Source organism: Erythrobacter sp. S259 (assembly GCF_057364965.1).
The window spans coordinates 1,022,405-1,046,639 of sequence record NZ_CP200286.1 but is presented as its reverse complement, the minus strand read 5'-3'; the positions used below and the strand labels follow the sequence as shown (position 1 = coordinate 1,046,639).

Genomic DNA, 24,235 nt, shown 5'->3' with positions numbered 1-24,235 from the left:
TAAATTCAATGTGATGACTGGTGACGTTCGCTGCCATTCTACGCCATCACAGATTGCTCCAATGTAGGAAAATGGCGGACCGCTTTATCTTAATGATGAAAGCTGGTTGCCAGCGGGGTCTCCTCAAACGCGCTAAAGCCCATAGCTCATCACAAGCAGGACCGAGAGCGCCATCACCATTATCACCACCAGAGGAACTCCGGTGCGGATGTAGTCGGCAAACTCGTATTTGCCCTCAGCCATGATCAACATATTGGTCTGATACGCAATCGGCGTCGCGTAACACAGGTTGCACCCGAACAGCACAGCGAGCACGAGCGGCTCTGGCGGAAGGCCCAAGGTGGCCGCGATGCTGAACGCAATCGGCGTTCCAACGGTTGCTGCGGTCGCGTTGGAGGCAAAGTTGGTGAGCACGGTTACAAACGCCATGATCGCGGCCAAAACCAAAGCAGGCGGCAAATACACAAGGCCCAGCGACAAGGTCTCGCCCAGCCACGATGCAGCCCCGCTTTCGTCGATAAACCGGCCGATGGTAATACTCGCGGCGACCAGCACAATGACTTGGCCAGAAAGCGCCCTTCCCACTCGGTCGAACTTCACACAGCCGGTCACAAACATCAAGATCGCGCCCACAAGCGCACTGATCGCGATGGGCAGGAAGCCAAGGGCGGCCATGACCACAGAGAAACCCATGATCGCCGTTGAAAGCACGGCCTTTGACCGGCGAGGCAATTCGCGTGCGCCTTCGAGCATCAGCAAAGCATCAGCCCGGGCAAACTCTTGCAGGTCAGGCTCTATGCCCATCACCAAAAGCACATCGCCTTCCATGATGCGCAGATCGCCGCCTTCGGAATATTGATCCCGCTCACCCATAAGGCGCTCGGGACGGTGGATGCCCAGAACTGCGACACCGTAAAGATCAGCGATGCCAGAACTTGGCAATGTGCGCGAGATCAGGCGCGAATCCGCTGTGACGGTCATCTCGACCACCATCTGATCAAGCCCTTTTGCAGAGGCAGTGCGCTTGATCCGGTCAAGCACCCAAGTCGGAGCGAGCTCCCCGCGAAGCTCGCGCGTTGCGTCTTCGAGGGCCTCATGCGTGCCAGAGATATGGACGCGCTGTTGGGGTTGAAATGGGCCTGAGAGCTTGCCGTGGAATGTGATCCCATCCGGGAGCTCTTCTTCGATTTCAGAAAGCTCTTTGCCCGTCAGCATCGACTGGGTCCCTACGCGAAGGCGCGTGTGGAACATGCGCGCAGCTGCCGCTGCCTCAACGCTGTTGTCTTTAAGCAAGCGCGGCATGACCAGCCACATGTAAGGAAGCGCAATCAGAGCTGCGCCCAGTACAATCGGCGTGAAGTCAAAGACGCCAATCTCTCGCATCCCAAGGTCCACCGCGATGGAGACCACAAGGATATTGGTCGAGGTGCCGACCGTTGTGGCAAGCCCGCCAATAAGACTGGCGGCATTGAGCGGCATAAGCGTCTTTGACGTAGGCAATGCGCCTTTGGCCGCAAGCGCGGCGAATATTGGGATCATCAACACCAGCACAGGGGTGTTGTTGACGAACATCGACAGCACAAGCGCGATCACGAGCGAAATGAGCAGGCCGACCTGAAGATTGAACTTAAACAATCGCTCCAATACGCGGGCCGCTGGTTCCAACGCGCCGGTCACGACCAGCCCCCTGCCCATAATCATCAGCGCGCAAATGGTGATAAGCGCGTAATGGCCGAACCCTCCGAAAGCGAGGGCGAGCCCGTCGGTGGGCTTGGCCGTCATCACCTCGCCGGTTGCAGGGTCGATCATTGCCTCCCCCGTTATGGGGTCCATGATCTCTAGCGGGAAGAAATAAAGCCCCACCGCAATAACCGCGATGGTGAACAGCGAGACAATCTCAATCGAGGCCCAATTGCGCACGAATGCCACGAACATAAGCACCGTGACAGCCATTGCAGCGATTGCGTGAAAGGAGGGTGCGTCGATCATAATCAGCGTGCTAGCTAGGATGTCTCAATTTGCGAGAGGCTTGGCAAGTGATTTTACCAATACTTGCGATAAGATATTTCTACGCGCTCGTCTCTTCTGCCATACTATCCTCTACATCGCGCGGGTCGATAAGGGGCGCAAATACGCGTCCGTGGACCATCCACGAAACGCCGTAAGCCAAGAGGCAGATTGTCTCACCCACATAGATCAAGCGGTATTGCCGTACAATCGCTTCATCCAATTGAAAGGCAAGCCCTGTCGCACCGAGAGACAATAGGATGATCACTCCAGACGCCTGATAGAACCGATTGCGGTTGCGCTTGGTGGCGATAAGCGATCCGTCCGGCTTTCTTTGATCATCTGTCACACGGGTGAAAACGAAGAAACAAAACCACGCGAGGATCAGAAAGACGATGAGCGATGCACCAAAATGAATCCGGTCGCTCATGTTTTCAAAGATAACATTGCCAAAGTAGAAATTGGGCAGCACTTCGCCTTGCATGATCCATCCATCCGCCGGAAACAGCGCGACCACGAACATGCAGATGCCGCAAAAGTTCGCGAGCGTGGCTATCTTTGAGTGCCAGCCCTGATAGGCGAACATCGCCACGCCAAGGAATACAAGGCACCCGACAAAAATGTCGCCAAGGAAAAACTCCTGATAATAAAAGGCACTGAGGCTTTCAGCGAATTCGCCCAGCTCAAACAGGCTGAGGATCACTCCGCCAAGGGCGAGAACTATCGGCATTCCCAAAGCGACATAGCCAATAATTGCTGCCAGTCGTTTTTGCGTGTTGCGCTTTACCGGGTCTTGCGCGTGCACATTGCCTTTTTCGAGCGGATAACGCTCTTCGCCCACTTCAAACGGCTGTAATCGCATGTGATCCCCCACCTTGGTAATAAGAACCGATAGCACGCAAATACCTTGGGAATCACCACGCAATGTGAAGATCAAACCTGCGAAAGGTCGCAAGAGCTCGCGTCCGCAGCAGCCCCGGAGCGGCGCAGAGGGATCAGCTGCGAGGATATAGAGAAGTGGTGCCCCTGGCCCGACTCGAACGGGCACTCCGTTAGGAATTCGATTTTGAGTCGAACGCGTCTACCAATTCCACCACAGGGGCACACCTGCATAAAGCGGCAGCAAGCCGTTAGCGGCCTTGCGCGCTTACTTCAAGCTATTCGCCAAAATCTTGTGCAATTTCGAATGCAGCGCATCGTTTGCGGCTAGAATTTGTTGGGAATGGATCGCGTTCGACCGGCCTCGGAAGTCCGAGACGAAGCCGCCCGCCTCGCGCACAAGAAGACACCCTGCTGCCGTATCCCAATCGTTGAGCCCGCTTTCCCAGAAACCGTCGAAGCGACCTTGCGCCAAATAAGCAAGGTCAAGTGAGGCAGCGCCGAAACGCCGAATGCCTGCGACTTCCGGGCCGATAGCGCCGAAGATACGGCTCCATTCAGCAAAGTCGCCGTGGCCCTGGAACGGGATGCCGGTCGCGATCAGAGCGTCGGAGAGGTGCCTGCGCGCTGACACACGCAGACGCGCATCTTGGAGCCAAGCCCCGCGGGTTTTCTCTGCCCAATAGGTTTCATCGCTGATCGGGTTGTAAATGACGCCCGCAGTGACCTCATCCCAGCCCTTGCCGTCAAGACGCGGCTCTTGCACTGCAATACTGATTGCGAAATGCGGGATGCCGTGGAGGAAATTGCTGGTTCCATCCAATGGATCGACAATCCAGCGCGGTTTATCGGGAGCGCCTTCAATAACGCCGGCCTCTTCCATAACAAAGCCCCAATCGGGCCGCGCATGGAGCAGTTCGTCATAGACCGCGCGTTCGGCGCGTATATCGGCTTTGGAAACGAAATCCGCAGGGCCCTTGCGGCTCACCTGCAAGTGCTCGACTTCACCAAAATCACGGCGCAAACGCCCACCCGCTTTACGAGCGGCGCGCTCCATCACGCGGATCAGACCTGAAAACATCGACATGAGAGCTTAGCCCGCCTTACCCACGTAGGTTTGCTCGTACACATCAACGATGATGCGCGTGCCGCTGCCGATATGGGGCGGGACCATGATGCGAACACCGTTGTCGAGCACGGCAGGCTTATAGCTGGATGAAGCCGTTTGCCCCTTCACCACGGCGTCGGCTTCGACAATCTCCGCTTCGATTTGCTGAGGCAATTGGACGCTGATCGGCTTTTCTTCCCACAGCTCCAACATCACCTGCATCCCGTCCTGCAAGAATGGGCGCGCGTCACCAAGAAGGTCGTTTGGCAGGTTGATCTGCTCGTAATTCACGGTGTCCATAAAGACGAGCATATCGCCGTCTTCATACAGGAACTGATAGTCCTGCGTATCGAGGCGCACTTTCTCAACCGTATCAGCGCTGCGGAAGCGGACGTTGGTTTTCCGGCCATCTTGCAGGTTCTTCATCTCGACCTGCATGTAGGCGCCGCCCTTGCCCGGCTGAGTGTGCTGGATCTTGGCGACTTTCCAGATGCCTTTTTCATACTCGATGATATTGCCGGGACGAATGTCGACACCGCTGATTTTCATGAGGGTTTGCTCTCGATTGAAGTGGGTTTGACCGCGCATTCCATATGCGGCGCACGCGGTCCAAATATGAACGCGCGCCAATAGCGGTTCAACGCTCGTGCGGCAAGCTTAGTGAATGATGCTGCCCGAGTTCGGTCTGCTAGTCACACAAATTTACGGTTAACACGCTGGAAGGTCTAAGAGTAAATCTGTAGTAAAGGCGCAAATAGATCATGATCGGCGAAAATGAGAACATTCTGTATAATACTGCTTGCAATGTCCGGGGCGGTTGTCGCGACCGCGGGACCAGTCCTTTCGCGAGCGGATCAAAACAAAACCGCTGATCATTCAAACGCATCTTCTGGCGGGATGCTGCGCACGATGCCTCATGGGATGTATGAATGCGCTATGCCGGGTGATGCTGGCGATACCGCGTACAAAGTCGTTGCAGCTGAAGGTTTTCGCATCAGCACTGCGTCGCGCTACACCGACCCGGTGGGCGCTGGCACTTATATCATGCGCGGCGGCCAGCTGACATTCACGGCCGGGCCCAAGAACGGTGAGCGTTTTGAACGTATAGGCGAGAATCAGCTGCGCAAACTGAACGGCGATGGCGCGGCGAGTGAACTGCTCTGCACACGGCTTGCTGACCGCCGGAAGTAAGGCAGGCTTTAGCTTGCCGCCTTTATTGCGCGCGCAAAAGCGCTGACCGCTTCGGCTTCATCGCCGTTCCATACCGCTCCAGAAGCTGCGAGAAAGTCCGCGCCTGCCTTGACCAGCGGAGCACAATTGTCTGGGGTGATCCCGCCGATTGCGACCAGTGGAATTTCAAACAGTTTGACCCAGCGCTCAATCATTTCTGTGGTGGGCCTTTCTGCCTCGCCCCGGGACTGAACGGTGTCTTTGGTGGAGCTTTCAAAGAATGCCCCGAAGGCGACATAGTCAGCCCCCGCCTCACCCGCCTCCATCGCCATGTGCATGCTCGCGTGGCAGGTCGCTCCAATTTGAGCATCGCGGCCCAATTCTTCGCGCGCCTCTTTGAGATCGCCATCGTCTTGGCCCAGATGCACGCCGTCCGCCTTGAGCCGTTTGGCAAGCGGCACGCTGTCATTGACGATAAACGCGACCTCATGCGCGGCGCATATTTCTTGCAAAGGCGCCGCAAGCCGCGCTGCTTCGTGTTGGTCGTCCACCCCCTTCACCCGGAACTGGAACGCGGTGACAAGACCTTTCCCGGCCGCAAGTGCACGCTCAAGACGAGCCGGAAAGTCGCCGCCCACTTCGAGGGGGAAATCAGGTAAAGTTGTGTCGCTAAATCGTTCATAACCTTCGTTATAGCGCTGCGATACCCACCCGCCAATGGTTTGCTAACACGCATCAGTGTCCAAGCACGGTACAGTTTTACAAAGCACGCCCGGCTTCATGGTTAGTATGGTATCGCTGAAAAAAGGAGACCTCGCTATGACATGGGCAACCCGGCTTTTGTTGATATTAAGCGTGGCTGCTATCAGCGCATCCATGCCCGCACAGGCGCAATCGGAAACTGAGCCAGTGACCGCCTATGATGTCAACTTTTTCGAACGAGCCAGATTGGGTTCTATTGAACTCACTCCGTTCGGCGTCGTGCGCGATCAACGCTGCTCTGATCCAAGGTTTTGCTATCGCCGCGAAGACATGCGCGTGTCAGTCATTCTGCACGATCAACGCATTCCCCGCGAAGTGGTGTTGACCCTTGGGAAGGCGACGAAAATTCCGCAAGGACTACTTGTGCTGCGCAATGCGGGCACACGCCCGGTTGCCCGCGGCGCGCTGGCCCTTGGCGAATATGCTCTTGATATCGAGTTCATACCCTCACCAAGGCCAAGATACGCGTTCTAACCAGCAACGCTAGCCGCTTGGATTTGGTCAATCGCTTTGCCCAGAGCGCCGTCGAACTCGCCGTCTGATTGCCCTTTACGCAGGTCCTGCAAAAGCCCGCGCGAGAAACTGGCGATCATGCCGGGGTTGTTGGCGAGATGGGCGCATGCGTCATCGGTTGAGAAACCGCCTGACAACGCCACGACGCGCAGCACATTGGGGTGCTCGATCGCAGGAGTGTAATGGCCAGGCTTCACTGGAATAGAGAGTTTGAGCATCACTTTGCGGCCCTCAGGAAGCGCATCGAGGCCCTTCATGATTTCCGCCAAAAGGATATCCTCGCCTGCCTCGCGAGTATCCGACGTGATGTCGAATTCAGGCTCAAGCATTGGCATCAGGCCTGCATCCGCGATTTTATTGCCGACTTCGAACTGCTGCGCGACTATAGCGGCAATGCCATCGCGGTTGGCCGACTTAATAACAGAACGCATTTTGGTGCCAAACATCCCGCGGCCCACAGACTTTTCGAGAAGCGCGGGAAGTTTGTCCAATGGCTTCATCAACTGGACACCGTTCGCTTCATCAGCGAGCCCTTGATCCACTTTGATGAAAGGCACAATGCCGCGTGATTTGAGCGCGTCAGCAGTGGTTTTGCCATCGACCGTCCCATCCATGGTTTTCTCAAACAGGATAGCGCCAATCACCTTGCCGTTTGAAAAACATGGCGATGTAATCACCCGGGACCGCATAGTGTGGATTTGAGCGAACATTTCGTCATCACCCGACCACTCACCATCCTCTACGCCGTAACCGCGAAGAGCTTTCGGGGTTGAACCGCCCGATTGATCCAAGGCAGCAATAAAGCCCTGTCCAGTGGCGATTTTGGCGGTCATGTCTTGCGTGTTCATCGTTTGAAAATCCTGCGTATGCATTCGTATGCGATATGATTGCCAGCCCTTTAGCCAGACCACCCGTATGGGGCAACCGGGCTTGCTAGGGTCGTTTGGAGAACTTGCGAATAATGCCGGTAAAGCTGAGCACAGGTGCGCCGTCGCCTGTTATCAGACCTCTGATAAAGATGGTCTTACCGCCTCCGCGCGTGACTTCGCCGCGCGCTTCCATCAGAGCGCCAGGCTGCGCGCCGCCCAGAAAATCGCTGGACAGGTTCATCGTGACGCCGTTGGAATCGGCCATCTCATCGGTCGCGATGGCAAATAGCGCAAAGTCGGCAAAGGTCATCAAACACCCGCCGTGCATTGAGCCTGCGCCGTTCATGTGTTTGTCCTCGGCGCGAAAGGCGCTCAGGTAAGAACCATCCTCCTCGCGGCGCATGAAGAACGGGCCAGACGCTGTCTCATACGGGTCATGATTCCAATGATACCACCCGGCAAATTCACCCTCTTGGCATGCGACAGCATTGCCATAGCCATATTCGGTTCTCGGCTCGCTCATCGTGCAAAATGCTCCAGAAAATGCCTTGCGATCGTACCTTCGTGGACTTCCGCTTTCACCTGCGAATTTCCCCACCAGACGGCTTCAGTATTGGCCAAAACGATCAGAGTTAGCCGCTCTTCCGGGACTTTGAGATAGAGCGCAGAATATTGTTTCTCATTCCATCCGGAATGCCACAGGAGCCGCTTGCCCTCCCAGTCTTCGAGAAACCAGCCCGACTGGTAATCGCCCAGCGAACCTAGCGGGAGCGATGCCAGATGGTCGACGTAGGTCTCGCCGTCTGATCCAGCGATCAGTGTGCCTTTGTCCAGAGCGATGTCGAACCGGGCGATGGCACGTGGACTTGCGATAATGCCTGCAGCGGCGCGGAAATCGTCATCCGGGAGGGGCTGTTTTACGGCACGTCCATCAACGATATGAAAGGGTTCCGCGAGAAAGCGTAGTGCCGCCCCGCCCTCAGGATCTCGCCAGCCAAGCGCCGTGTCCACCATTCCCGCCGGTTCAGCGACACGCTCGCGCACGATCTCGCGCAAATCTCGTCCACCCGCGCCCGAAATCGCACGATCTATCCGTGCAAAAGCAATTGGGTTGTAGACGAATGCATCACCGTTTGCGCGCATGTTCAGCATATCGCGAAGGCTCGTGGGCTTTGCGCAGTTCATCGGCGCAATGGTGTTTCCATGCCGATCCTCTCCGCCCGCCATGAATGGGATCGACGTATTCGTAACAAAGAACTCACACAGCTCACTCCAGCCTTCATCGTTTGTCATTGGAGTATCGAGTGAAAGTCCGCCCCGCGCAGCCTCGGCAAGGATGGCAGTGGCCGCAATCGGCTTGGTCACAGAGGCAATCTTGTAAGTCGTCTCAGCGCGGGTCGGCAGGTCGCCTTCGTCATCGTAAGTACCGAAATAACCTTCCCAAACGATCTCCTGATCTTTGATAATGAGTGCGCTAAGCGCAGGGGTTCCGCTCTGCTTACGGAATTGCTCGAGAAATTCCTCGAATTGGACGTAAGAGGTGTTTTGGGCAGAGATAGGCATAGCGAAAAGCGCTAGGGCGATGGTGATGATGGCAAGGCGCATCATACCAATGCCGCGACACCGGGGAGAACCTTACCTTCCATCCATTCAAGGAATGCGCCGCCTGCGGTGGAGATGTAGGTCACATCTTCGGTTACACCTGCCTGCGCGAGAGCGGCGACAGTGTCCCCGCCCCCGGCAACGCTGATAAGCGATTCTTCGAGGGTGAGAGCCGCGACATGATTGGCAAGCGCCATGGTGGCTGTGTCAAAAGGCTCGGTCTCAAACGCTCCAAGAGGACCGTTCCAAACAAGTGTGCGGCAGGTTTTAAGGACGTCTGCGAGCGCTTCGGTTGCCTGCGGTCCGATGTCGAGGATCATCTCATCCTCAGCAACCTCGTGGACGTTGCAAGTGCGCAAAGACGATGGATTCGCCGCGAATTCCTTGGCGACCACTACGTCGTAAGGCAGATGCACGGTGCAGCCTGCGTGATCGGCTTCATCCATGATCTTGGCAGCGGTGTCGGTGAGATCGTGCTCGCAAAGGCTTTTGCCCACATCGACCCCGCGCGCCGCGAGGAAGGTGTTGGCCATCCCGCCGCCGATGATGAGATGCTGGACCCGGCCCACAAGGTTTTCAAGGACTGCAAGCTTAGTCGAAACCTTTGCGCCGCCAACGACTGCGGCAACGGGCGCTTCTGGATTCCCGAGCGCTGTATCAAGGGCTTTCAATTCCTTCTCCATCGCGCGGCCAGCATAGCTCGGCAGGTGATGGGTGATCCCTTCCGTGGTCGCATGGGCACGGTGGGCGGCGGAGAAAGCATCGTTCACATAGAAATCGCCATGCGCGGCAATCGCCTTGGCAAAGTTCGCATCATTCACCTCCTCACCCGGCCAAAAGCGGGTGTTTTCGAGAAGGCCGATGTCGCCATCGCGAAGGATGCCGAGCGTTTGCTGCACCACGGGGCCAGAGACCTCGGGGATGAACATGATCTCTTTGCCGAGCACTTTTTCAACATCACCCACCACCATGCTAGTTGAAAGGATGGATGAGCGTTTACCGCCCGGACGGCCAAAGTGAGCGAGAAGGAGAACCTTCGCGCCCCGCTCAGCGAGTTCAAGGATAGTCGGCTTCACTGCTTCGGCGCGCGTCAGGTCGGTGGCCGAACCATCCTTCATCGGAAGGTTCAAGTCGACGCGGACAAGTGCGACCTTGCCTGTGATGGCACCGAGGTCGTCAAGGGTTTTGAACGAGGCCATTTCTTGCTCCTTCTCCCCTCCCGCCTGCGGGAGGGGTCGAGGTGGGCCCACCCCGCTGCGACTAGTGAGCAAGCTCACAAGTCTCGCTGCCCCTCCCGCAGGCGGGAGGGGATTAAGTGGACTTATAAAAACGTCGCCATCACTTTGGCGGTATCGATCATGCGATTGGAGAAACCCCATTCATTGTCATACCAGCTGACCACGCGGGCAAGCTTGCCTTCCATGACGGAGGTTTCAAGGCTGTCCACTGTGGAGCTTGCCGGGTGATGGTTGAAATCTGAGCTAACCAGCGGATCGGTGGTGTAATCGAGCACGCCCTTCATGGGACCCTCAGCAGCGGCCTTAAGCGCAGCGTTCAATTCCTCGGCAGTGGTGTCGCGGCCCGGTTGGAATACCAGGTCAACGAGGCTCACATTCGGCGTTGGGACACGGATCGACGAGCCATCCAATTTACCCGCCAGTTCCGGCAAAACCAAACCAACAGCACGCGCAGCACCCGTCGTAGTGGGGATCATATTCTGCGCCCCGCCGCGTGCCCGGCGCATATCGGAATGCATCTGGTCGAGCATGCGCTGATCGTTGGTGTACGAGTGAACCGTGGTCATAAAGCCGCGCTCGATTCCCACCGTATCGTTCAGCACCTTGGCAATCGGCGAGAGGCAGTTGGTGGTGCAGCTTGCGTTGGAGACGATCACATCTTCGGCGGTCAGCACATCGTGGTTCACGCCGTAAACGACGGTTGCCGAAACGCCCTTAGCGGGTGCTGAGATCAACACACGCTTGGCACCAGCAGTCAGATGCGGGCGGCAGGCTTCATCGCTTTGGAAGAAGCCTGTGCATTCAAGCACGATATCCACGCCCTGCTCACCATGCGGCAGGTTTGCAGGATCACGCTCAGAGGTCACAGCGATGCGCTGACCGTTGACCACAATCGCGCCGTCTTCGACCTCAACCGTGCCGGGGAAACGGCCATGGGTGGAATCGTATTGGAACAGGAGAGCGTTTGACTTGGTGTCGGCCAGATCGTTGATCGAGACCAGCTCCATATCGTCATCGCTGCGCTCAAGGATGGCGCGGGCGACAAGACGGCCGATGCGGCCAAAACCGTTAATTGCAACCTTAGTCGTCATTATGAGGGTTTCCTGCTTAATTGCTCAATTTGTTGAGGATTTGTGGGACAATTGCCTCCGGGGTGAGGCCGAATTTCTCAAACAGCTGACCGGCGGGCGCTGAGGCTCCGAAACGGTCGATACCGATGTTGAGGCCGCCGAGACCCGTGTAGCGCTCCCAACCTTGGGTGACGCCGGCTTCGATCGAAACGATCAGCGCATCTTGAGGCAAAAGGTCAGCCTTGTACGCTGCATCCTGCTTGTCGAACAGCTCGGTGCACGGCATGGAGACAACATCCACGCCGATGCCCTGCACTTCCAGTTGCGCGGCGCAGGCTGCGGAGAGGGACACTTCGCTGCCAGAAGCCACGATCACAACCTTGCGGGTCTCTTTGGCGGATAGGAGGCGATAGGCCCCCTTAGCGCACCGGTTGTGAGCGCCCGTCCAAGCCTCATCGCCATCGCCGCGCAGCTGCGGCAAGCCTTGGCGGGTCAGCGCCAAGACTGAAGGCGTCTCGGTTGATTTCACCGCCAGCGCCCAGCACTCAGCGGTTTCAATGGTGTCACACGGACGGAAGGTATAGAGGTTCGGGATCAGGCGAAGGCTCATCACCTGCTCAATCGGCTGGTGGGTCGGGCCATCTTCACCAAGGCCGATGCTGTCATGGGTCATGACATAGATCGCGCCCACCTGCTGCAAAGCCGACAGACGTATCGCATTGCGGCAATAATCGGAGAAGATGAGGAACGTCCCGCCATAAGGAGTCACGCCCCCGTGCAGCGCCATTCCGTTCATCGCGGCAGCCATGCCAAACTCGCGGATGCCGTAATAGACGTAGCGGCCTGAGTAGTCGTCGCTGGTGAACGGCGCGGTCGAAGGCGTCTTGGTGTTGTTCGAGCCGGTGAGGTCAGCAGAGCCGCCGATGAGCTGCGGGAGCTTCTCGGTTAGCGGGCCAAGTGCCATTTCGGACGCCTTACGTGTCGCAACTTTCTTGGGCTCTGCGGCAAGCCCGCGAATGTAGTCCTGCAAAGCTGCATCAGCCCCCGCAGAAGGCCCCGCCATTTGCGCATCAAAGGCGTCCTTGTGAGCCGATGACGCAAGCCGCGCATCCCAAGCCGCACTGGCTTCAGCGCCCTTGGCACCAAGCGCCCGCCAATTGGCCTCGATATCGGCGGGAACAACAAACGGCTCAGCGTTCCAGCCCAGCACATCGCGCGCGGCGGCAATTTCATCAGGGCCAAGCGGCGCGCCGTGAGTGGCGCTAGTGCCTTCCTTGTTAGGAGCACCCTTGCCGATCACAGTCTTGCACGCAATCAGCGAGGGGCGCGGGTCCGCTTTCGCTTCTTCAAGCGCCGCATCCACGCTCTCAAAATCATGCCCATCGCATGTCACGACATGCCAACCGGTCGCGCGGTAACGCGCGCAAATATCTTCGCTGGTCGACATATCGGTGCCGCCGTCAATGGTGATGGCGTTGTCGTCCCACAGCACGTTAAGGTGACCCAGCTTGAGGTGCCCAGCAAGACCAATCGCCTCGTGATTGATGCCTTCCATCAAGCATCCATCGCCAGCAACAACCCAAGTGCGGTGATCCACCAGATCATCGCCGAATTTCGCATTCAAATGCCTCTCAGCCATCGCCATGCCGACTGCCATCGCAAGCCCCTGACCCAGAGGGCCGGTGGTGCATTCAACGCCGTCGAGCAGGAAATTCTCAGGGTGGCCAGCGCACGGGCTTCCAAGCTGGCGGAAGTTGGCAATCTCTTCGCGCGTTGGGTGCGCGTAACCCGCCAAGTTCAAAAGCGAATAGATCAGCACCGAGCCATGGCCCGCTGAAAGCACGAAACGATCCCGGTCCGCCCAATCAGGCCGGTCAGGATCAAACTTCAAATGCCGGTCGAATAGCACCGTTGCCGCATCCGCCATACCCATGGGCATACCAGGGTGGCCCGAATTCGCGGCCTGCACAGCATCCATTGACAAGGCGCGGATGGCATTGGCCATGGGCTGAAGGCGAGATGTGTCCATAGTCATAGCGCTGAACGGGCTCCTCGGCGGCGCGCCTCCTCGGGTGCGCTCCATTGTTGATCGCAAATTTAACAGCAAGAAATCGGGACGATTCGCCCGGCAACCCGCCGTGCAAAAGGCCATTGCTGAGCCACCACGCGAGGTCAACACTTAGCCCGGTTCCCTTGCCCGGAGACTTCAAATTTGCCGCGATTTGGAGAGCATTTATCAACAGACCTACGCAAAGCTTTGCGAACGGGCGCAAACTTGGTATTTCGCATGTCATGAGCTCGACACGCATTGACGAGGCGATCGCCCGCATAAACGCCGCTATGGCAAGGATAGATGCCGCGCGCCTTGAGCTGAAGTCTGCATCTCAGCAGGAAGAGAAAGCGGGAAGCCCCGGCTCAGCGCGCGTCATGGCTCTCGTCAACGCGCATGAGAAGCTTCGCGAGGAAGTCGCTGATACTCTTGGCGAATTGGACAGCGTGATTGAGGAACTTGAGGTTGAATAAGGTCAAAATCCAGATCGGCCCGCGCTCGTACCAGATCGCCTGTGATCCTGCCGACGAAGAAAAGGTCCGCAAGTTTGGGGCGTTGATCGACGAAAATTACGCGAAATTGGGCGGTGCCCGTGCTGCGCAAGAGGCAGACAATATGGTCTTTGCTGCGCTGTTTATGGCCGACGAACTGGACGAAGCGCGTACCGAGATTGGCAATGCGCGTACGGAGCTTGCACAGGCGAATGCAGAGCTTTCGCGTGCGAAAGACGATATCGAAAACGCCGTTCGCAAGGCCAAAGCAGAATCCGACCAAGGCATGGAGAAGGCGAGCAAAGGAAAAGCCGAGCTTCACGCCGAGATCGAAACATTGCGCAAGGCCGAAGAGCACGCTCGTAAGGAAAACAGTAAGTTAAGGGCCGAAATTGCTGCCCTTCAGGAAGAGGCCCGTCACCAGCACGACTTATTTGGAAGCCCGGAGGACAACGAGGCGCACTCCAAGGCGATGGCCGAAAAACTCGAAGCGCTTGCAACACGAGCAGAGGCGGCTGCCAACGCGCTTGAAGGGCAAGCGTGAACAGCAAGCCAGAAGGTCGGACTTGAAGGTCAGACTTGTAGGGCTCCTTGAGGCATCCTAAGTACATGGATGGCGGGGCTGCCCGGCACGAGCCAACGAACATCCCTGAGGCTATAAGCAATCCATAGGGAGCTGTCCCTTCTTTAGATTACGGGTTCGTCCTGGGGTCTAGAGTATACGGCGCCCACCTGACGTTTTCGCGTCAGTGGATTTCATGGTCCGGCCCATGGTGGTTCCGCTACCGATCCAATCGGAGTGTTCTTGTCCAACACCCGTTCGGGCTGAGCTTGTCGAAGCCCGCGCACTCCGGTCTTGTAACAGACGCGAAGGAAGAACGGCCCTTCGACAAGCTCAGGGCGAACGGTGAAGTCGAAGGCACAATTCCGCAAAGCGTTACGCAAAGCTCGCCGCGAACACGTCGCTGCACAGCCTGAGATGGTGCGCGGGTTATTGTTCAACATGCCGCCCCGCCCGCTCCTGCCTCAAATCGAAGCCGGAGCCACCATCGGTCTCTACCACGCGACGGAATTTGAAGCGCCAACAGGTGCTTACGCCCGGTTCTTCCAAGAGGCTGGCCACCGCATCGCTCTTCCTTACTTCGCATCCGGAGCCGCCGCTATGGAGTTTCGCGAGCACACCGACCCGCACGGCGAGACCGACCTCGAGCCGGGGCCCTTTGGGTTAGTTCAGCCCGCACACGGCGCAGCGATCATCTCGCCTGATGTAGTATTCGTACCTTTGCTCGGCTTTACCGAAAGGCTCGAACGCCTAGGCCAAGGGGGCGGGCACTACGACCGCTGGCTGGCCGCCCACCCTGAGGCCGAAGCAATTGGCCTCGCTTGGGATGTGCAATTGTGCGAGGAATTGCCGATAGAGCCGCACGACATCAAACTCAGCGGGGTCATCACCCCCACAAGAATGTACGGAATAGATTAGGCAGCACCTACGAAGTGGGTGTGGTCACGACTGGATGAGAAATCGTCAGCTAAAGGAGTGAGGACGACGGACATGTGGAACATATTCAAGGACGAAGGACGTATAGCTGGCGATTTCTCATCCAGCCCCTATGGGGTTTGGCCAAAATTCGCTGTCGCAGCGTCACGCTCGCTCGAAAGTGCGTCGCACTTCCCGCGCTCGCAATCCTCGCGACCACGAATTTTGTCCCAAATCGTAATCCACACCCACTTCATAGGTGCTGCCTAATGCGCGAAACCCCCACTTGGAGAATTCCCGTTGGCATCATCGGCCTGTTTTTGGGGCTGATGGTCTACGGCATTCTCATCGCGGTCTATCTCGCAGATGTGCTCGCGTCATGGCACTGGTTGGCGCAGACGGTTATCTATATCTTCCTGGGCGTGGTATGGCTTCTGCCGCTGGGGAACTTTCTAATCTGGATGGAAACCGGCAAATGGGGCGCACCCCGCGACGAATAGCGCAGCCAGCTTGCACACGCTGGCGCGGAACAGACCGCCCAGACCTTTTGCATTCGAAGAAAATGTCCCAAGTGGCGCGAGTGACGAGACTTGAACTCGCGACCCTCGGCGTGACAGGCCGATACTCTAACCAACTGAGCTACACCCGCGCATTTAAGCGGCTAGCGCCTCTTGGGAGACGCGCATCTAGGCCACGTTCGAAAGGCTGTCAACGCCCTCTTGCGGCATAAAAGCGCTTTTTTTGGGCTCTAATCTGAAAGCAGCAAAATGGGCGTCTCAATCAAGGTTTTTACGTCCTGAATAAAGCTCGCTGCATCGTACCCATCGACCACTCTGTGATCGCAGGAAATCGAGATATTCATCAGCTTGCGCTTCTCGATCCGCTCTCCTCCCATTCCGTCTGAGACGAACATAGGGCGCTCGATAATGCGGTTGGGGCCGATGATAGCAACCTCAGGTCGATTGATGACAGGAGTGGTCGCAACACCTCCGAGCGGGCCGAGCGAAGTTACGGTCAAAGTGGAGCCAGAAAGCTCCTCTGACTTGGCCGAACCATCACGCGCGGCCTGTGCAAGGCGGCCGATCTCGGTCGCAAGCTGCCACAGGTTGCGTGCCTGAGCATCGCGAATGACCGGCACCATGAGACCATTGTCAGTTTGCGTCGCCATGCCGAGGTGCACAGAGCCATGGCGGGTCACAACGCCTGCTTCATCATCGAAGCGCGCATTGATCATCGGGTACTTTGGAAGGACCTTGCAGAAGGCTGTGATCAACATCGGTAGCATAGTGAGCTTGGGCTTTGACCCGCGCGATGCATTAAGATCGGCGCGCGCAGCTTCCAAAGCGGTCACATCGCATTCTTCGACATAGGTGAAGTGCGGAATGTTGCGCTTGGCCGCGCTCATATTCTGAGCGATGCGTTTTCTGAGGCCAATGACCTTGATCGCCTCGTCTTCGCGCTTCGCGCCCGCTGGGGAAAAGCCGCCGCCAGCGTTGTAAGCGAGGAATTGGTCAAGATCGCCGTGACGCACACGGCCATCATCAGCAGGTTTCACTTCGGCAAGGTCGATACCAAGGTCGCGTGCACGTTGGCGCACGGCGGGGGAAGCCAGGACTTTCCCTTTTTCCTCTCCACCCTTCAGGGGAGGGATTGAGGGGGGATTGCGAGGGTTGTGGCTCTGGTTCGGGTTCAGGTTCGGGTTCAGGCGCATGCGCAGGCGATTTTTCCGCTACCGTAGGAGACCCCTCCCCCGGCCCCTCCCCGTCCGTGAGGGGAGATTCTGCCGTGCTAGCGTCAACTTCAGGCACTTCATCGCCTTCGACTTCAACCACGAGCAGCATAGAGCCAACGGCGACCACGTCGCCAACCTCGCCAGCGACTTCGATCACTGTGCCGTCAACAGGGCTTTCAATGTCAATTGTCGCCTTGTCCGTCATGACGTCGACAAGATGTTGATCTTCGGAGACGGTATCGCCAACTTTGACCATCCATTCGACGATCTCGGCTTCCGCAACGCCTTCGCCCACATCGGGCATGTTGAATGTGAACTTTGCCATGTTAGACCTTGTTTCTAGGCTCCGGACACGCCGAGACGGAGCCGAATTGGTCCGAATTCAAGGCGCGATGAGGGAGCGATGAATATTTATCGTGACTGAAGAGCAACGCGGAAGTTGGGGCAATTCGGCCCGCCGCTTCGCGGTTCCGCCACCAGCCCATCCGGACTGCGTCACGTCGCTTGCAAGGGACCACCAGCCCTTCCGGCGCGACAATCCTTGCCGGCTGGGCTGGTGGCGAAATGTCGGTGTATCCGGAGCCTAGAAACAAGGTCTTCACTCCTTGAGGATCTTGTCCATTGCCTCGCCGATGCGGACAGGGCCTGGGAAATAGGCCCATTCGAGGCTGTGAGGATAGGGTGTGTCAAAGCCGGTGACGCGTTCAACCGGGGCTTCGAGGTGGTAAAAACAGCGTTCTGTGACGAGCGCGGAGAGTTCTGCGCCAAACCCGCTGGTGCGTGTCGCCTCGTGAACGATCAAGCAGCGGCCGGTCTTTTTGACGGATGCCTCAATCGCCTCGATATCAAGCGGAACCAGCGTGCGAAGATCAAGGATGTCGGCATGGATGCCCTTTTCCTTCGCAACCGCCTCGGCAACGTGAACCATCGTGCCATATGCCAGCACCGTCAGCGCTTCGCCTTCTTGGACCTGACGCGCTTTGCCCAGCGGGATTTTGTAATATCCATCCGGCACTTCGCTCGCTGGGTGCTTTTTCCAAGGTTCAACCGGCTTGTCATAGAACCCTGTGAAGGGCCCGTTATAGATACGCTTTGGTTCGAAGAAAATCACCGGATCATTGTCTTCGATCGCGCTGATCAACAGGCCTTTTGCGTCATAGGGAGTGGCGGGGATCACGGTCTTGAGCCCAGCGACATGGGTGAACATGCTCTCAGGGCTTTGCGAGTGGGTTTGCCCGCCAAAAATTCCCCCGCCAAAGGGTGAGCGAACGGTCATAGGTGCGATATATTCCGTCGCTGAGCGATAGCGCAGGCGTGCGGCTTCGCTGATGAGCTGGTCAATTCCGGGGTAGATATAATCAGCGAATTGGATTTCAGGCACCGGGCGAAGGCCGTACGCCCCCATCCCCACAGCCACGCCGATGATACCGCACTCGCTGATCGGGGTGTCGAACACGCGGGTGCGCCCATGCTTTTCCTGAAGTCCAGCGGTGCAACGGAACACGCCGCCGAAGTAGCCAACGTCTTCGCCCATCACGATCACATCAGGATCGCGCGCGAGCATAATGTCGAGCGCATCGTTGATCGCCTCAATCATATTCTTACGCGGTGTCACGGCAGCCTCATTTGTGGTCACGGTTGCGCTCATTTGCCCGCTCCATCTTTGGGGTGATGGTCAGGCCATTTGATCTTGCGTTCACGGGTCGCCTGAGCCGCTTGTTCCTCAAGATGCCATGGAAGCTCCTCAAATACATCTTCGAACATAGTGTGGAACGGGTGGTGAAGCCCGTGGCCAAGGATTCCGTTCTTCTCGGCTTCTTTCGTTGTCTTTTTGACCTCCTCAGCGCACGCTAAGTCCATCGCCTGCTGCCGCTCTTCGTCCCATTCGCCAATTTCGATAAGGTGGTTTTTGAGACGCATCACAGGATCGCCCAGCGGCCATTCTTCGCGTTCTTGCGCAGAGCGATAGCCCGATGGGTCGTCCGAGGTGGAGTGCCCTTCGGCGCGGTAGGTAAAGAACTCGATCAAAGTCGGCCCGTGGTTCGCCCGCGCGCGGTTTGCGGCCCATTGCTGCGCAGCATAGCAAGCAAGCGCATCGTTTCCATCGACGCGAAGTCCGGCGATGCCGTAACCCAAAGCGCGCGCTGCAAATGTGGTGCGTTCTGCGCCTGCAAAGCCGCTAAAACTGGAAATGGCCCATTGGTTGTTGACCACATTGAGGATGACTGGCGCGTTGTATACGCTGGCAAAAGTGCACGCCGAGTGGAAGTCGCCCTCAGCGGTCGAGCCCTCGCCCACCCAAGTCGCTGCAATCCGGCTATCGCCTTTAATCGCGCTCGCCATGGCCCAGCCCACGGCCTGCGGGGTTTGCGTTGCAAGGTTGCCTGAGATCGAGAAGAAGCTGTGCTCACGGCTTGAGTACATGATCGGCAGCTGGCGGCCTTTGAGCTTGTCGCCTGCGTTTGAGTAAATCTGGTTGATCATCTCAATCAGAGGGTAACCGCGCGCGATCAGAATGCCCTGCTGGCGGTAGCTTGGGAACACCATATCGTCCGAGGCGAGCGCCATAGAGGAGGAAACACTGGTCGCCTCCTCGCCGGTGCACTTCATATAAAACGAAGTTTTGCCCTGACGCTGCCCGCGAAACATCCGCTCATCAAATGCCCGCACCATCGCCATATGGCCAAGCATTGTGCGCAAAGTGTCAGGATCAAGCTTGGGGTCCCAGGCCCCGTGCGCCTTATTGTCCTCGCCCAGCACGCGGACGAGATCATAGGCGAAATCTTTCATCTCTTCAGGTTTGGTCGCCTCATCGGGACGCGGCTGATCGCCTGCTTTGGGAAGATGAACTTCGGTAAAGTCGACTGGATCACCGGGCCGGGACTTGGGTTCCGGCACATGAAGGGCCAGCTTTGGCCGATTGGAGGCCGGTTCGGCCATGGTTGCTCTCCCCGATAAAACGTGTGGGAGGTCGATAGGCCGCGGCGAAAGACACGGTCAAGCGGCGCGAATCAAACCGCAACAGGAGCCTTGATTGGAGCCTGAGGCGCGTAATCATGCACTACAAAATCCTCGATTTGGTAGTCGAAAATTGTTTCAGGCTTTCTGGTGATTTCGAGCGTCGGGTTGCCGGAGGGCGCGCGACTCAACTGTTCCTCGATTAAATGCGCATGGTTGAGGTAGAGGTGCACGTCCCCGCCCATCCAGATAAGCTCCCCTGGCTCAAGTCCCGATTGCTGAGCCAACATCCGGTTCAAAAGCGCCGCTGACCACAGGTTAAACGGCAAGCCTAAAGCGACATCGCAGGACCGTTGGTAAAGCAGGCAATTGAGCCGACCGTCTGCCACATGGAACTGATAAGTCTTGTGGCAGGGCGGTAGAGCCATTTGGTCGAGCTCAGCGACATTCCACCCTTCGATGATGTGGCGGCGGCTGCCGGGATTGTGCTTGAGGCTTTGGACCACTTCGGCGACTTGATTGATGCTTTCGCCAGCTTCAAACAGCCCATCATCGCGGCTCTTATAGGTCGGCCAATCGACCCATTGCTTGCCATACACGGGGCCAAGGTCGCCCCATTGCGCCGCGAACGCCTCATCATCGGCGATACGCTGGACAAAGTGGCCTAGCGCAATATCCTCGCCCGTCTCTTTGACGTAGCGGGCATGGGGCCACTCATTCCAAATCTTTACGCCTTGCAGCACCAGCGGGCGAATATTGGTCTCGCCTGTAAGAAACCACAGCATCTCGCGCGTCGCGGTCTTCCAATACACCCGCTTAGTGGTGAGAAGCGGCATTGCACCGCCGCCAAGATCATAGCGCAGCATCGCGCCTGCAACCGAGCGGGTGCCAATCCCAGTGCGGTCCGCGCGCTCGCTGCCTGAGGTCCAAATTGAACGCATAAGATTGAGGTATTGCTGTTCAGGATGCGGCATAGTCATGGGGTTTTCTATAGCCAGCATTCAGCCACTTGCCACCTAGGCTATCCACACCCCTGCCACACCTTTGCACGCGAATTACTGCTCGTGAACATGCCCGCCTTGTTCTTCATAATCACCGCGCGGTGCGTCGATCAGCTTTGAGAAGAACAACGAGTTCATCAGCAGCTTTTCAGTCCCCGGATACGTCCCTCGGAACACGGGGTTGTCGGCCATCAAAATAACGGTGCCGCGCCCTTTGCGCTCGGCAACGACCGAGGGCGTACCGGCGATCTCCTCCTGGCGTTTCTCTGAGGCATAACCGGACAAGAGCGGGTCGGCCGTATACTGGACAGGCACGCCGTAAGGGTTCTTATCCGGCGTCTGCAAAGTGAAGGTCACATTGCGGTGAACTGGCAAATCTCGGTCCGAAAAGCCGAAGCCCAGCGGGTGCGATGTATCGAGATCGGCTGCAAACACGGCGCCGCCGATCACATGCTCTGCGTCGCGCAGCGCCAGTTCGTCAAAGTTGCGGCGCTGCGGCGGGGCCCGATCTTCCCCGTCTTGCTCGTCTTCCGCCTCTTCAGGCGCCCGGCCAAGCACATGCTCCTCCGCCCAACGCGCAGCGCTGCGCGTTGCCACCAAAGTGCCTCCCCCTTCAATCCAGCGTTTGAGCCCCTCGGTCACAGGCTCAGTCAAAGACGCGTTGCCGCCAACCAGAATAAGGTGGGTGTACTCGCTCCAATCAAGGCGGGCCAAGTTGCTCTTGCGCACCAAGGTCACAGGCATTTCGTGCCCGTAATCAAGCGTCCACCACACCTCGCCTGCATCGTAATAGGCAAGGCCGTCACCGTAAGCGAGAACCACCTTGGGCTCCTCCAAAGCGCGGAAGATATTCGCAGCCCCCAAATCGCGTCCCGGCACCGGGGTAAGCCCGGACGTCGCCGCAAACACCTGCACGCCGTCTTTGGCAGCGATCACTTCCATAATGCCGTGGATTTCCTCCTCGGACACTTCCTGACGGTCAAGCGGCACAAAGATCGCCCCGCGCCCCAGAGTGACCTCGCCGCTGGTGGTGCGCACGACGGTGCCCTCCATCGCGGCTCTTGCCATGATGCCGTTCGCCAAAATTCGGTTCAGCGCGCGCGGTGCATAAGTGTGCGACCATTCGAAGACATAACCATAAGGCGCGCGCTGCGGCGCAGCGGCGCTCTGGAAGTTGCCCCTCGCCTCAGCGGCCAGCGTCGGTGCGCGCGAAACTCGCGCGTAGTCGAGGTCGTAGGTGAGCGGCAGGGTCCAGCCGGAGACGTCGTAGAAGATGTTCTCTTCAAACTGCGTGACGCGTTCAAAAATGCCCCGGATCATGCGGTTATTGGTTTGCGTCATGGAGACAAAGAAGCTCTCGCCCGCGTTGAAGGTCCGGCCTCCCGCTGTCATATTGGAACCAAGCGTGCTCACCTCGATATCGTGCATATTGAGAAGCCGAACAAAGCGCGCGGCCCGCTCTGGATCGCCATCTGCCGTGAACACCCAGCCGCCGCGCGACCCGCTGCGCGCATTTTCAGCGAAGAAATCGCGCTGGTAGGCGGTGATCTCTTGGCGAAGGTCCAATGCGCCTTGGATGCTGGTTAAGGCGGTGCGGAACTGTGTACGGACATTCTGCGCCGTTTTGACAAGCCCGCGCTCTGTTTGGAGGGCCCCGCCGCGTGCAGCCCCTGCTTCGAACAATATGCCCAGCGAGCCGTTGATCTGCGGATAAGTTGAGCCTTTACCGATGTAGTAATTATCGAAGCGCTCTTCGGTGGTGTAGAGATGCTTTTCCCCGTCCAGATAGGCCGCATGGCGCGTGGCAATACCATAGGTAAGCTCGCGCGCGCGGTCTGGGATCAGCGGGTTCTTGCGCTTCTCCTCCCCCGGGTGGAAGTAATAGGGCGAGTTCGACCCCATCTCGTGATAATCCACCGAAAGCATCGGCTTCCATTTGTGCCACTGCTTGATCCAAGCCTGCGCTTCGGGCTGGGTGAGAAGCAGCCATTGGCGGTTGAGATCGAACCAGTAGTGATTGGTGCGCGCCTCCACCCAAAGATCATGCGCGGCATCATTAGGATCGGAATTGTCGGCATAAGACCAGAAGGTGTCCACATGGTCGATCCGGCGTGTGTGACCATCTGGATTGAACGGCACCGTGAAAATCAGAACAGTGTTCTCAAGCTGCGTTTCAACCTCTGCACCTTGTGCCGCTGCAAAGTGATAAAGGACGGGAACCGCTGCCTCCATCCCCGAAGTCTCCGCCCCGTGCACCCCGAAATTCAGCCAAAGCACCATGGGGGCAGCCTCCGGAGCGGCTCTCCCCTCAAGGCGCGCCAAGTGCGTTTGCCGGATGCTTTCAAGGTTCGCGTGATTCTGTGGGCTGGTGACGATGAAGGAGAGAATTGGGCGGCGTTCATGTGAATAGCCAAGTGTCTCCACCACAATGCGGTCCGACTTTGCGGCAAGCCCGCGCAAATAAGGCACCATCTCGCCCATGCGCACCGGGCGCTCGCCGATCTCATAGCCTGCGTGATCCTCATAAGCAGGCACGCTCTCATCGTAAGCGGTCCCTTCCACTTGGAAGTAGCTCACCGGTTCAGCGAATGCAGGGGCAGCGATCAGAAGCGAGGAAAGAAACGCGAGAATTCGGGTCAGCATGAAGGCTCCCTTAGGTTGGCTTAGATTGGCAGAAACACTGGGCCGTTTAGAACCCAATCGCGGGAGCTTGTAAACTCAAACTGTTAGGCCAGCGCGCATTAGATTCATCGAGGCAAAACCCAAGCCAATTGTGAGCCCGCCAAGCCCCAAGGACAAATGCCATCGAAGGCGCATGAAGTTCGGCGATGATAGGCCAAGGCCGCGGTCCACAAGTGGCGACAGGAGAATAAAGGCTCCCAAATACAGCAGCGCTGGCCCGGGCCATTCCCACCCGAAACTCCACGGCAGAAAGAGTGCAACTGCAATCAGACTTGGCATAACCGCTATGAGATATGCGCCTGACCCCGCCTTTCCGTTTTGGATCGCTTGCCCCCACCAAACGCCGCCAAGGAAGCTGAAAATGGCAGCCGCATAGGCAAATCCGCCCGAGAGGGCCGTGTAAGCATATTCGTGCTCCGCCGTGACCAGGCAAAGACAGATCAGCTGAGGCAAAAGCCCCGCAAATCCAAGCCAGCGCGCGGCGGAAGTGAGCGATGTATCAGAGTTCATTTGCTATCCGTCATTGGGCTACCGGCCTTAGCGATAGGGGAATTGCTTTGCCTTTGCGACCCAACAACCTTGGTAATGCGGAACCGGTTCCCCATAATCTCGTTAGAGTTCCATAC

At 57.6% G+C, this 24,235-nt stretch carries 21 protein-coding genes, 2 tRNA genes, 1 other RNA gene and 2 pseudogenes; 7 read left to right on the top strand and 19 right to left on the bottom strand.

Annotation, left to right across the window (positions count from 1 at the left end; translation table 11 throughout):
• Window positions 1-132: 132 nt before the first annotated feature.
• The 5 genes from AC0V60_RS04945 to efp all read right to left on the bottom strand — a co-directional run bounded on the left by AC0V60_RS04945 (window position 133) and on the right by efp (window position 4,543).
• Window positions 133-1,989 carry an SLC13 family permease gene (locus tag AC0V60_RS04945; RefSeq protein ID WP_486177399.1) on the bottom strand — a complete coding sequence of 619 codons (1,857 nt, stop codon included), beginning with the start codon at window positions 1,987-1,989 and terminating at the stop codon, window positions 133-135.
• Between the two features lie 79 nt (window positions 1,990-2,068).
• Entirely contained in the window at window positions 2,069-2,869 is an 801-nt protein-coding gene (locus tag AC0V60_RS04940; protein ID WP_486177398.1) for a hypothetical protein, read from the bottom strand.
• Between the two features lie 156 nt (window positions 2,870-3,025).
• Window positions 3,026-3,110 (bottom strand) — tRNA-Leu (locus AC0V60_RS04935).
• Between the two features lie 44 nt (window positions 3,111-3,154).
• Window positions 3,155-3,973 carry an inositol monophosphatase family protein gene (locus tag AC0V60_RS04930; protein WP_486177397.1) on the bottom strand — a complete coding sequence of 273 codons (819 nt, stop codon included), beginning with the start codon at window positions 3,971-3,973 and terminating at the stop codon, window positions 3,155-3,157.
• Between the two features lie 6 nt (window positions 3,974-3,979).
• On the bottom strand, window positions 3,980-4,543 hold the full coding sequence (gene efp / locus AC0V60_RS04925; RefSeq protein WP_486158658.1) for an elongation factor P: 564 nt from the start codon (window positions 4,541-4,543) through the stop codon (window positions 3,980-3,982).
• A 348-nt stretch (window positions 4,544-4,891) separates the two neighbouring features.
• Here efp and AC0V60_RS04920 point away from each other — a divergent pair, with 348 nt between their 5' ends.
• Entirely contained in the window at window positions 4,892-5,185 is a 294-nt protein-coding gene (locus AC0V60_RS04920) for an elongation factor P (RefSeq protein WP_486177396.1), read from the top strand.
• Window positions 5,186-5,193: 8 nt separating this feature from the next.
• Here the strand turns inward: AC0V60_RS04920 and thiE are convergent.
• Window positions 5,194-5,846: pseudogene (thiE, locus tag AC0V60_RS04915) on the bottom strand (thiamine phosphate synthase).
• A 137-nt stretch (window positions 5,847-5,983) separates the two neighbouring features.
• On the opposite strand from thiE, the gene AC0V60_RS04910 reads away from it, so the two are divergent.
• Window positions 5,984-6,400, top strand: a complete 417-nt coding sequence (locus tag AC0V60_RS04910) for a hypothetical protein (protein WP_486177395.1) — start codon at window positions 5,984-5,986, stop codon at window positions 6,398-6,400.
• Here the strand turns inward: AC0V60_RS04910 and AC0V60_RS04905 are convergent.
• The 6 genes from AC0V60_RS04905 to tkt all read right to left on the bottom strand — a co-directional run bounded on the left by AC0V60_RS04905 (window position 6,397) and on the right by tkt (window position 13,253).
• Window positions 6,397-7,287, bottom strand: a complete 891-nt coding sequence (locus AC0V60_RS04905; protein ID WP_486177394.1) for a fructose bisphosphate aldolase — start codon at window positions 7,285-7,287, stop codon at window positions 6,397-6,399. The genes AC0V60_RS04910 and AC0V60_RS04905 overlap by 4 nt on opposite strands.
• Before the next feature lie 85 nt (window positions 7,288-7,372).
• Window positions 7,373-7,831 (bottom strand): PaaI family thioesterase, encoded by a 459-nt coding sequence (locus AC0V60_RS04900; protein WP_486177393.1) that lies wholly within the window; start codon window positions 7,829-7,831, stop codon window positions 7,373-7,375.
• Entirely contained in the window at window positions 7,828-8,916 is a 1,089-nt protein-coding gene (locus AC0V60_RS04895; protein ID WP_486177392.1) for a serine hydrolase domain-containing protein, read from the bottom strand. Before AC0V60_RS04895 ends, AC0V60_RS04900 begins: the two co-directional genes overlap by 4 nt.
• Window positions 8,913-10,109, bottom strand: coding sequence for a phosphoglycerate kinase (locus tag AC0V60_RS04890; protein ID WP_486177391.1), 1,197 nt, complete (start codon window positions 10,107-10,109; stop codon window positions 8,913-8,915). Before AC0V60_RS04890 ends, AC0V60_RS04895 begins: the two co-directional genes overlap by 4 nt.
• A 122-nt stretch (window positions 10,110-10,231) precedes the next feature.
• Window positions 10,232-11,239, bottom strand: coding sequence for a type I glyceraldehyde-3-phosphate dehydrogenase (gap, locus tag AC0V60_RS04885; protein ID WP_486177390.1), 1,008 nt, complete (start codon window positions 11,237-11,239; stop codon window positions 10,232-10,234).
• Window positions 11,240-11,255: 16 nt separating this feature from the next.
• Window positions 11,256-13,253, bottom strand: a complete 1,998-nt coding sequence (gene tkt, locus AC0V60_RS04880) for a transketolase (protein ID WP_486177389.1) — start codon at window positions 13,251-13,253, stop codon at window positions 11,256-11,258.
• A 257-nt stretch (window positions 13,254-13,510) separates the two neighbouring features.
• On the opposite strand from tkt, the gene AC0V60_RS04875 reads away from it, so the two are divergent.
• The 5 genes from AC0V60_RS04875 to AC0V60_RS04855 all read left to right on the top strand — a co-directional run bounded on the left by AC0V60_RS04875 (window position 13,511) and on the right by AC0V60_RS04855 (window position 15,736).
• Complete coding sequence (locus AC0V60_RS04875; RefSeq protein WP_486177388.1) at window positions 13,511-13,741, top strand: hypothetical protein; 231 nt, start codon at window positions 13,511-13,513, stop codon at window positions 13,739-13,741.
• Window positions 13,734-14,303 (top strand): cell division protein ZapA, encoded by a 570-nt coding sequence (locus tag AC0V60_RS04870; RefSeq protein ID WP_486177387.1) that lies wholly within the window; start codon window positions 13,734-13,736, stop codon window positions 14,301-14,303. Before AC0V60_RS04875 ends, AC0V60_RS04870 begins: the two co-directional genes overlap by 8 nt.
• 72 nt (window positions 14,304-14,375) lie before the next feature.
• A non-coding RNA gene (ssrS, locus tag AC0V60_RS04865) (6S RNA) lies at window positions 14,376-14,543 on the top strand.
• A gap of 123 nt (window positions 14,544-14,666) precedes the next feature.
• Window positions 14,667-15,239: a 5-formyltetrahydrofolate cyclo-ligase gene (locus AC0V60_RS04860; protein WP_486177386.1), complete on the top strand. Its 573-nt coding sequence runs from the start codon at window positions 14,667-14,669 to the stop codon at window positions 15,237-15,239.
• A gap of 266 nt (window positions 15,240-15,505) precedes the next feature.
• Window positions 15,506-15,736, top strand: a complete 231-nt coding sequence (locus tag AC0V60_RS04855; protein WP_486177385.1) for a DUF2842 domain-containing protein — start codon at window positions 15,506-15,508, stop codon at window positions 15,734-15,736.
• Between the two features lie 72 nt (window positions 15,737-15,808).
• Here AC0V60_RS04855 and AC0V60_RS04850 read toward each other — a convergent pair.
• The 7 genes and pseudogenes from AC0V60_RS04850 to AC0V60_RS04820 form a co-directional block, all read right to left on the bottom strand.
• Window positions 15,809-15,885: transfer RNA gene (locus tag AC0V60_RS04850), tRNA-Asp, on the bottom strand.
• A gap of 99 nt (window positions 15,886-15,984) precedes the next feature.
• Window positions 15,985-17,293 (bottom strand): annotated as a pseudogene (locus tag AC0V60_RS04845) (dihydrolipoamide acetyltransferase family protein).
• 273 nt (window positions 17,294-17,566) lie between these two features.
• Entirely contained in the window at window positions 17,567-18,616 is a 1,050-nt protein-coding gene (locus AC0V60_RS04840) for an alpha-ketoacid dehydrogenase subunit beta (RefSeq protein ID WP_486177384.1), read from the bottom strand.
• Window positions 18,613-19,908: a thiamine pyrophosphate-dependent enzyme gene (locus AC0V60_RS04835; RefSeq protein WP_486177383.1), complete on the bottom strand. Its 1,296-nt coding sequence runs from the start codon at window positions 19,906-19,908 to the stop codon at window positions 18,613-18,615. Before AC0V60_RS04835 ends, AC0V60_RS04840 begins: the two co-directional genes overlap by 4 nt.
• A 71-nt stretch (window positions 19,909-19,979) precedes the next feature.
• Window positions 19,980-20,906, bottom strand: coding sequence for a thymidylate synthase (locus tag AC0V60_RS04830; protein ID WP_486177382.1), 927 nt, complete (start codon window positions 20,904-20,906; stop codon window positions 19,980-19,982).
• 75 nt (window positions 20,907-20,981) lie between these two features.
• Window positions 20,982-23,570 (bottom strand): M14 family zinc carboxypeptidase, encoded by a 2,589-nt coding sequence (locus tag AC0V60_RS04825; protein ID WP_486177381.1) that lies wholly within the window; start codon window positions 23,568-23,570, stop codon window positions 20,982-20,984.
• A gap of 75 nt (window positions 23,571-23,645) precedes the next feature.
• Window positions 23,646-24,119 (bottom strand): DUF3429 domain-containing protein, encoded by a 474-nt coding sequence (locus tag AC0V60_RS04820; RefSeq protein WP_486177380.1) that lies wholly within the window; start codon window positions 24,117-24,119, stop codon window positions 23,646-23,648.
• Between the last annotated feature and the right edge of the window lie 116 nt (window positions 24,120-24,235).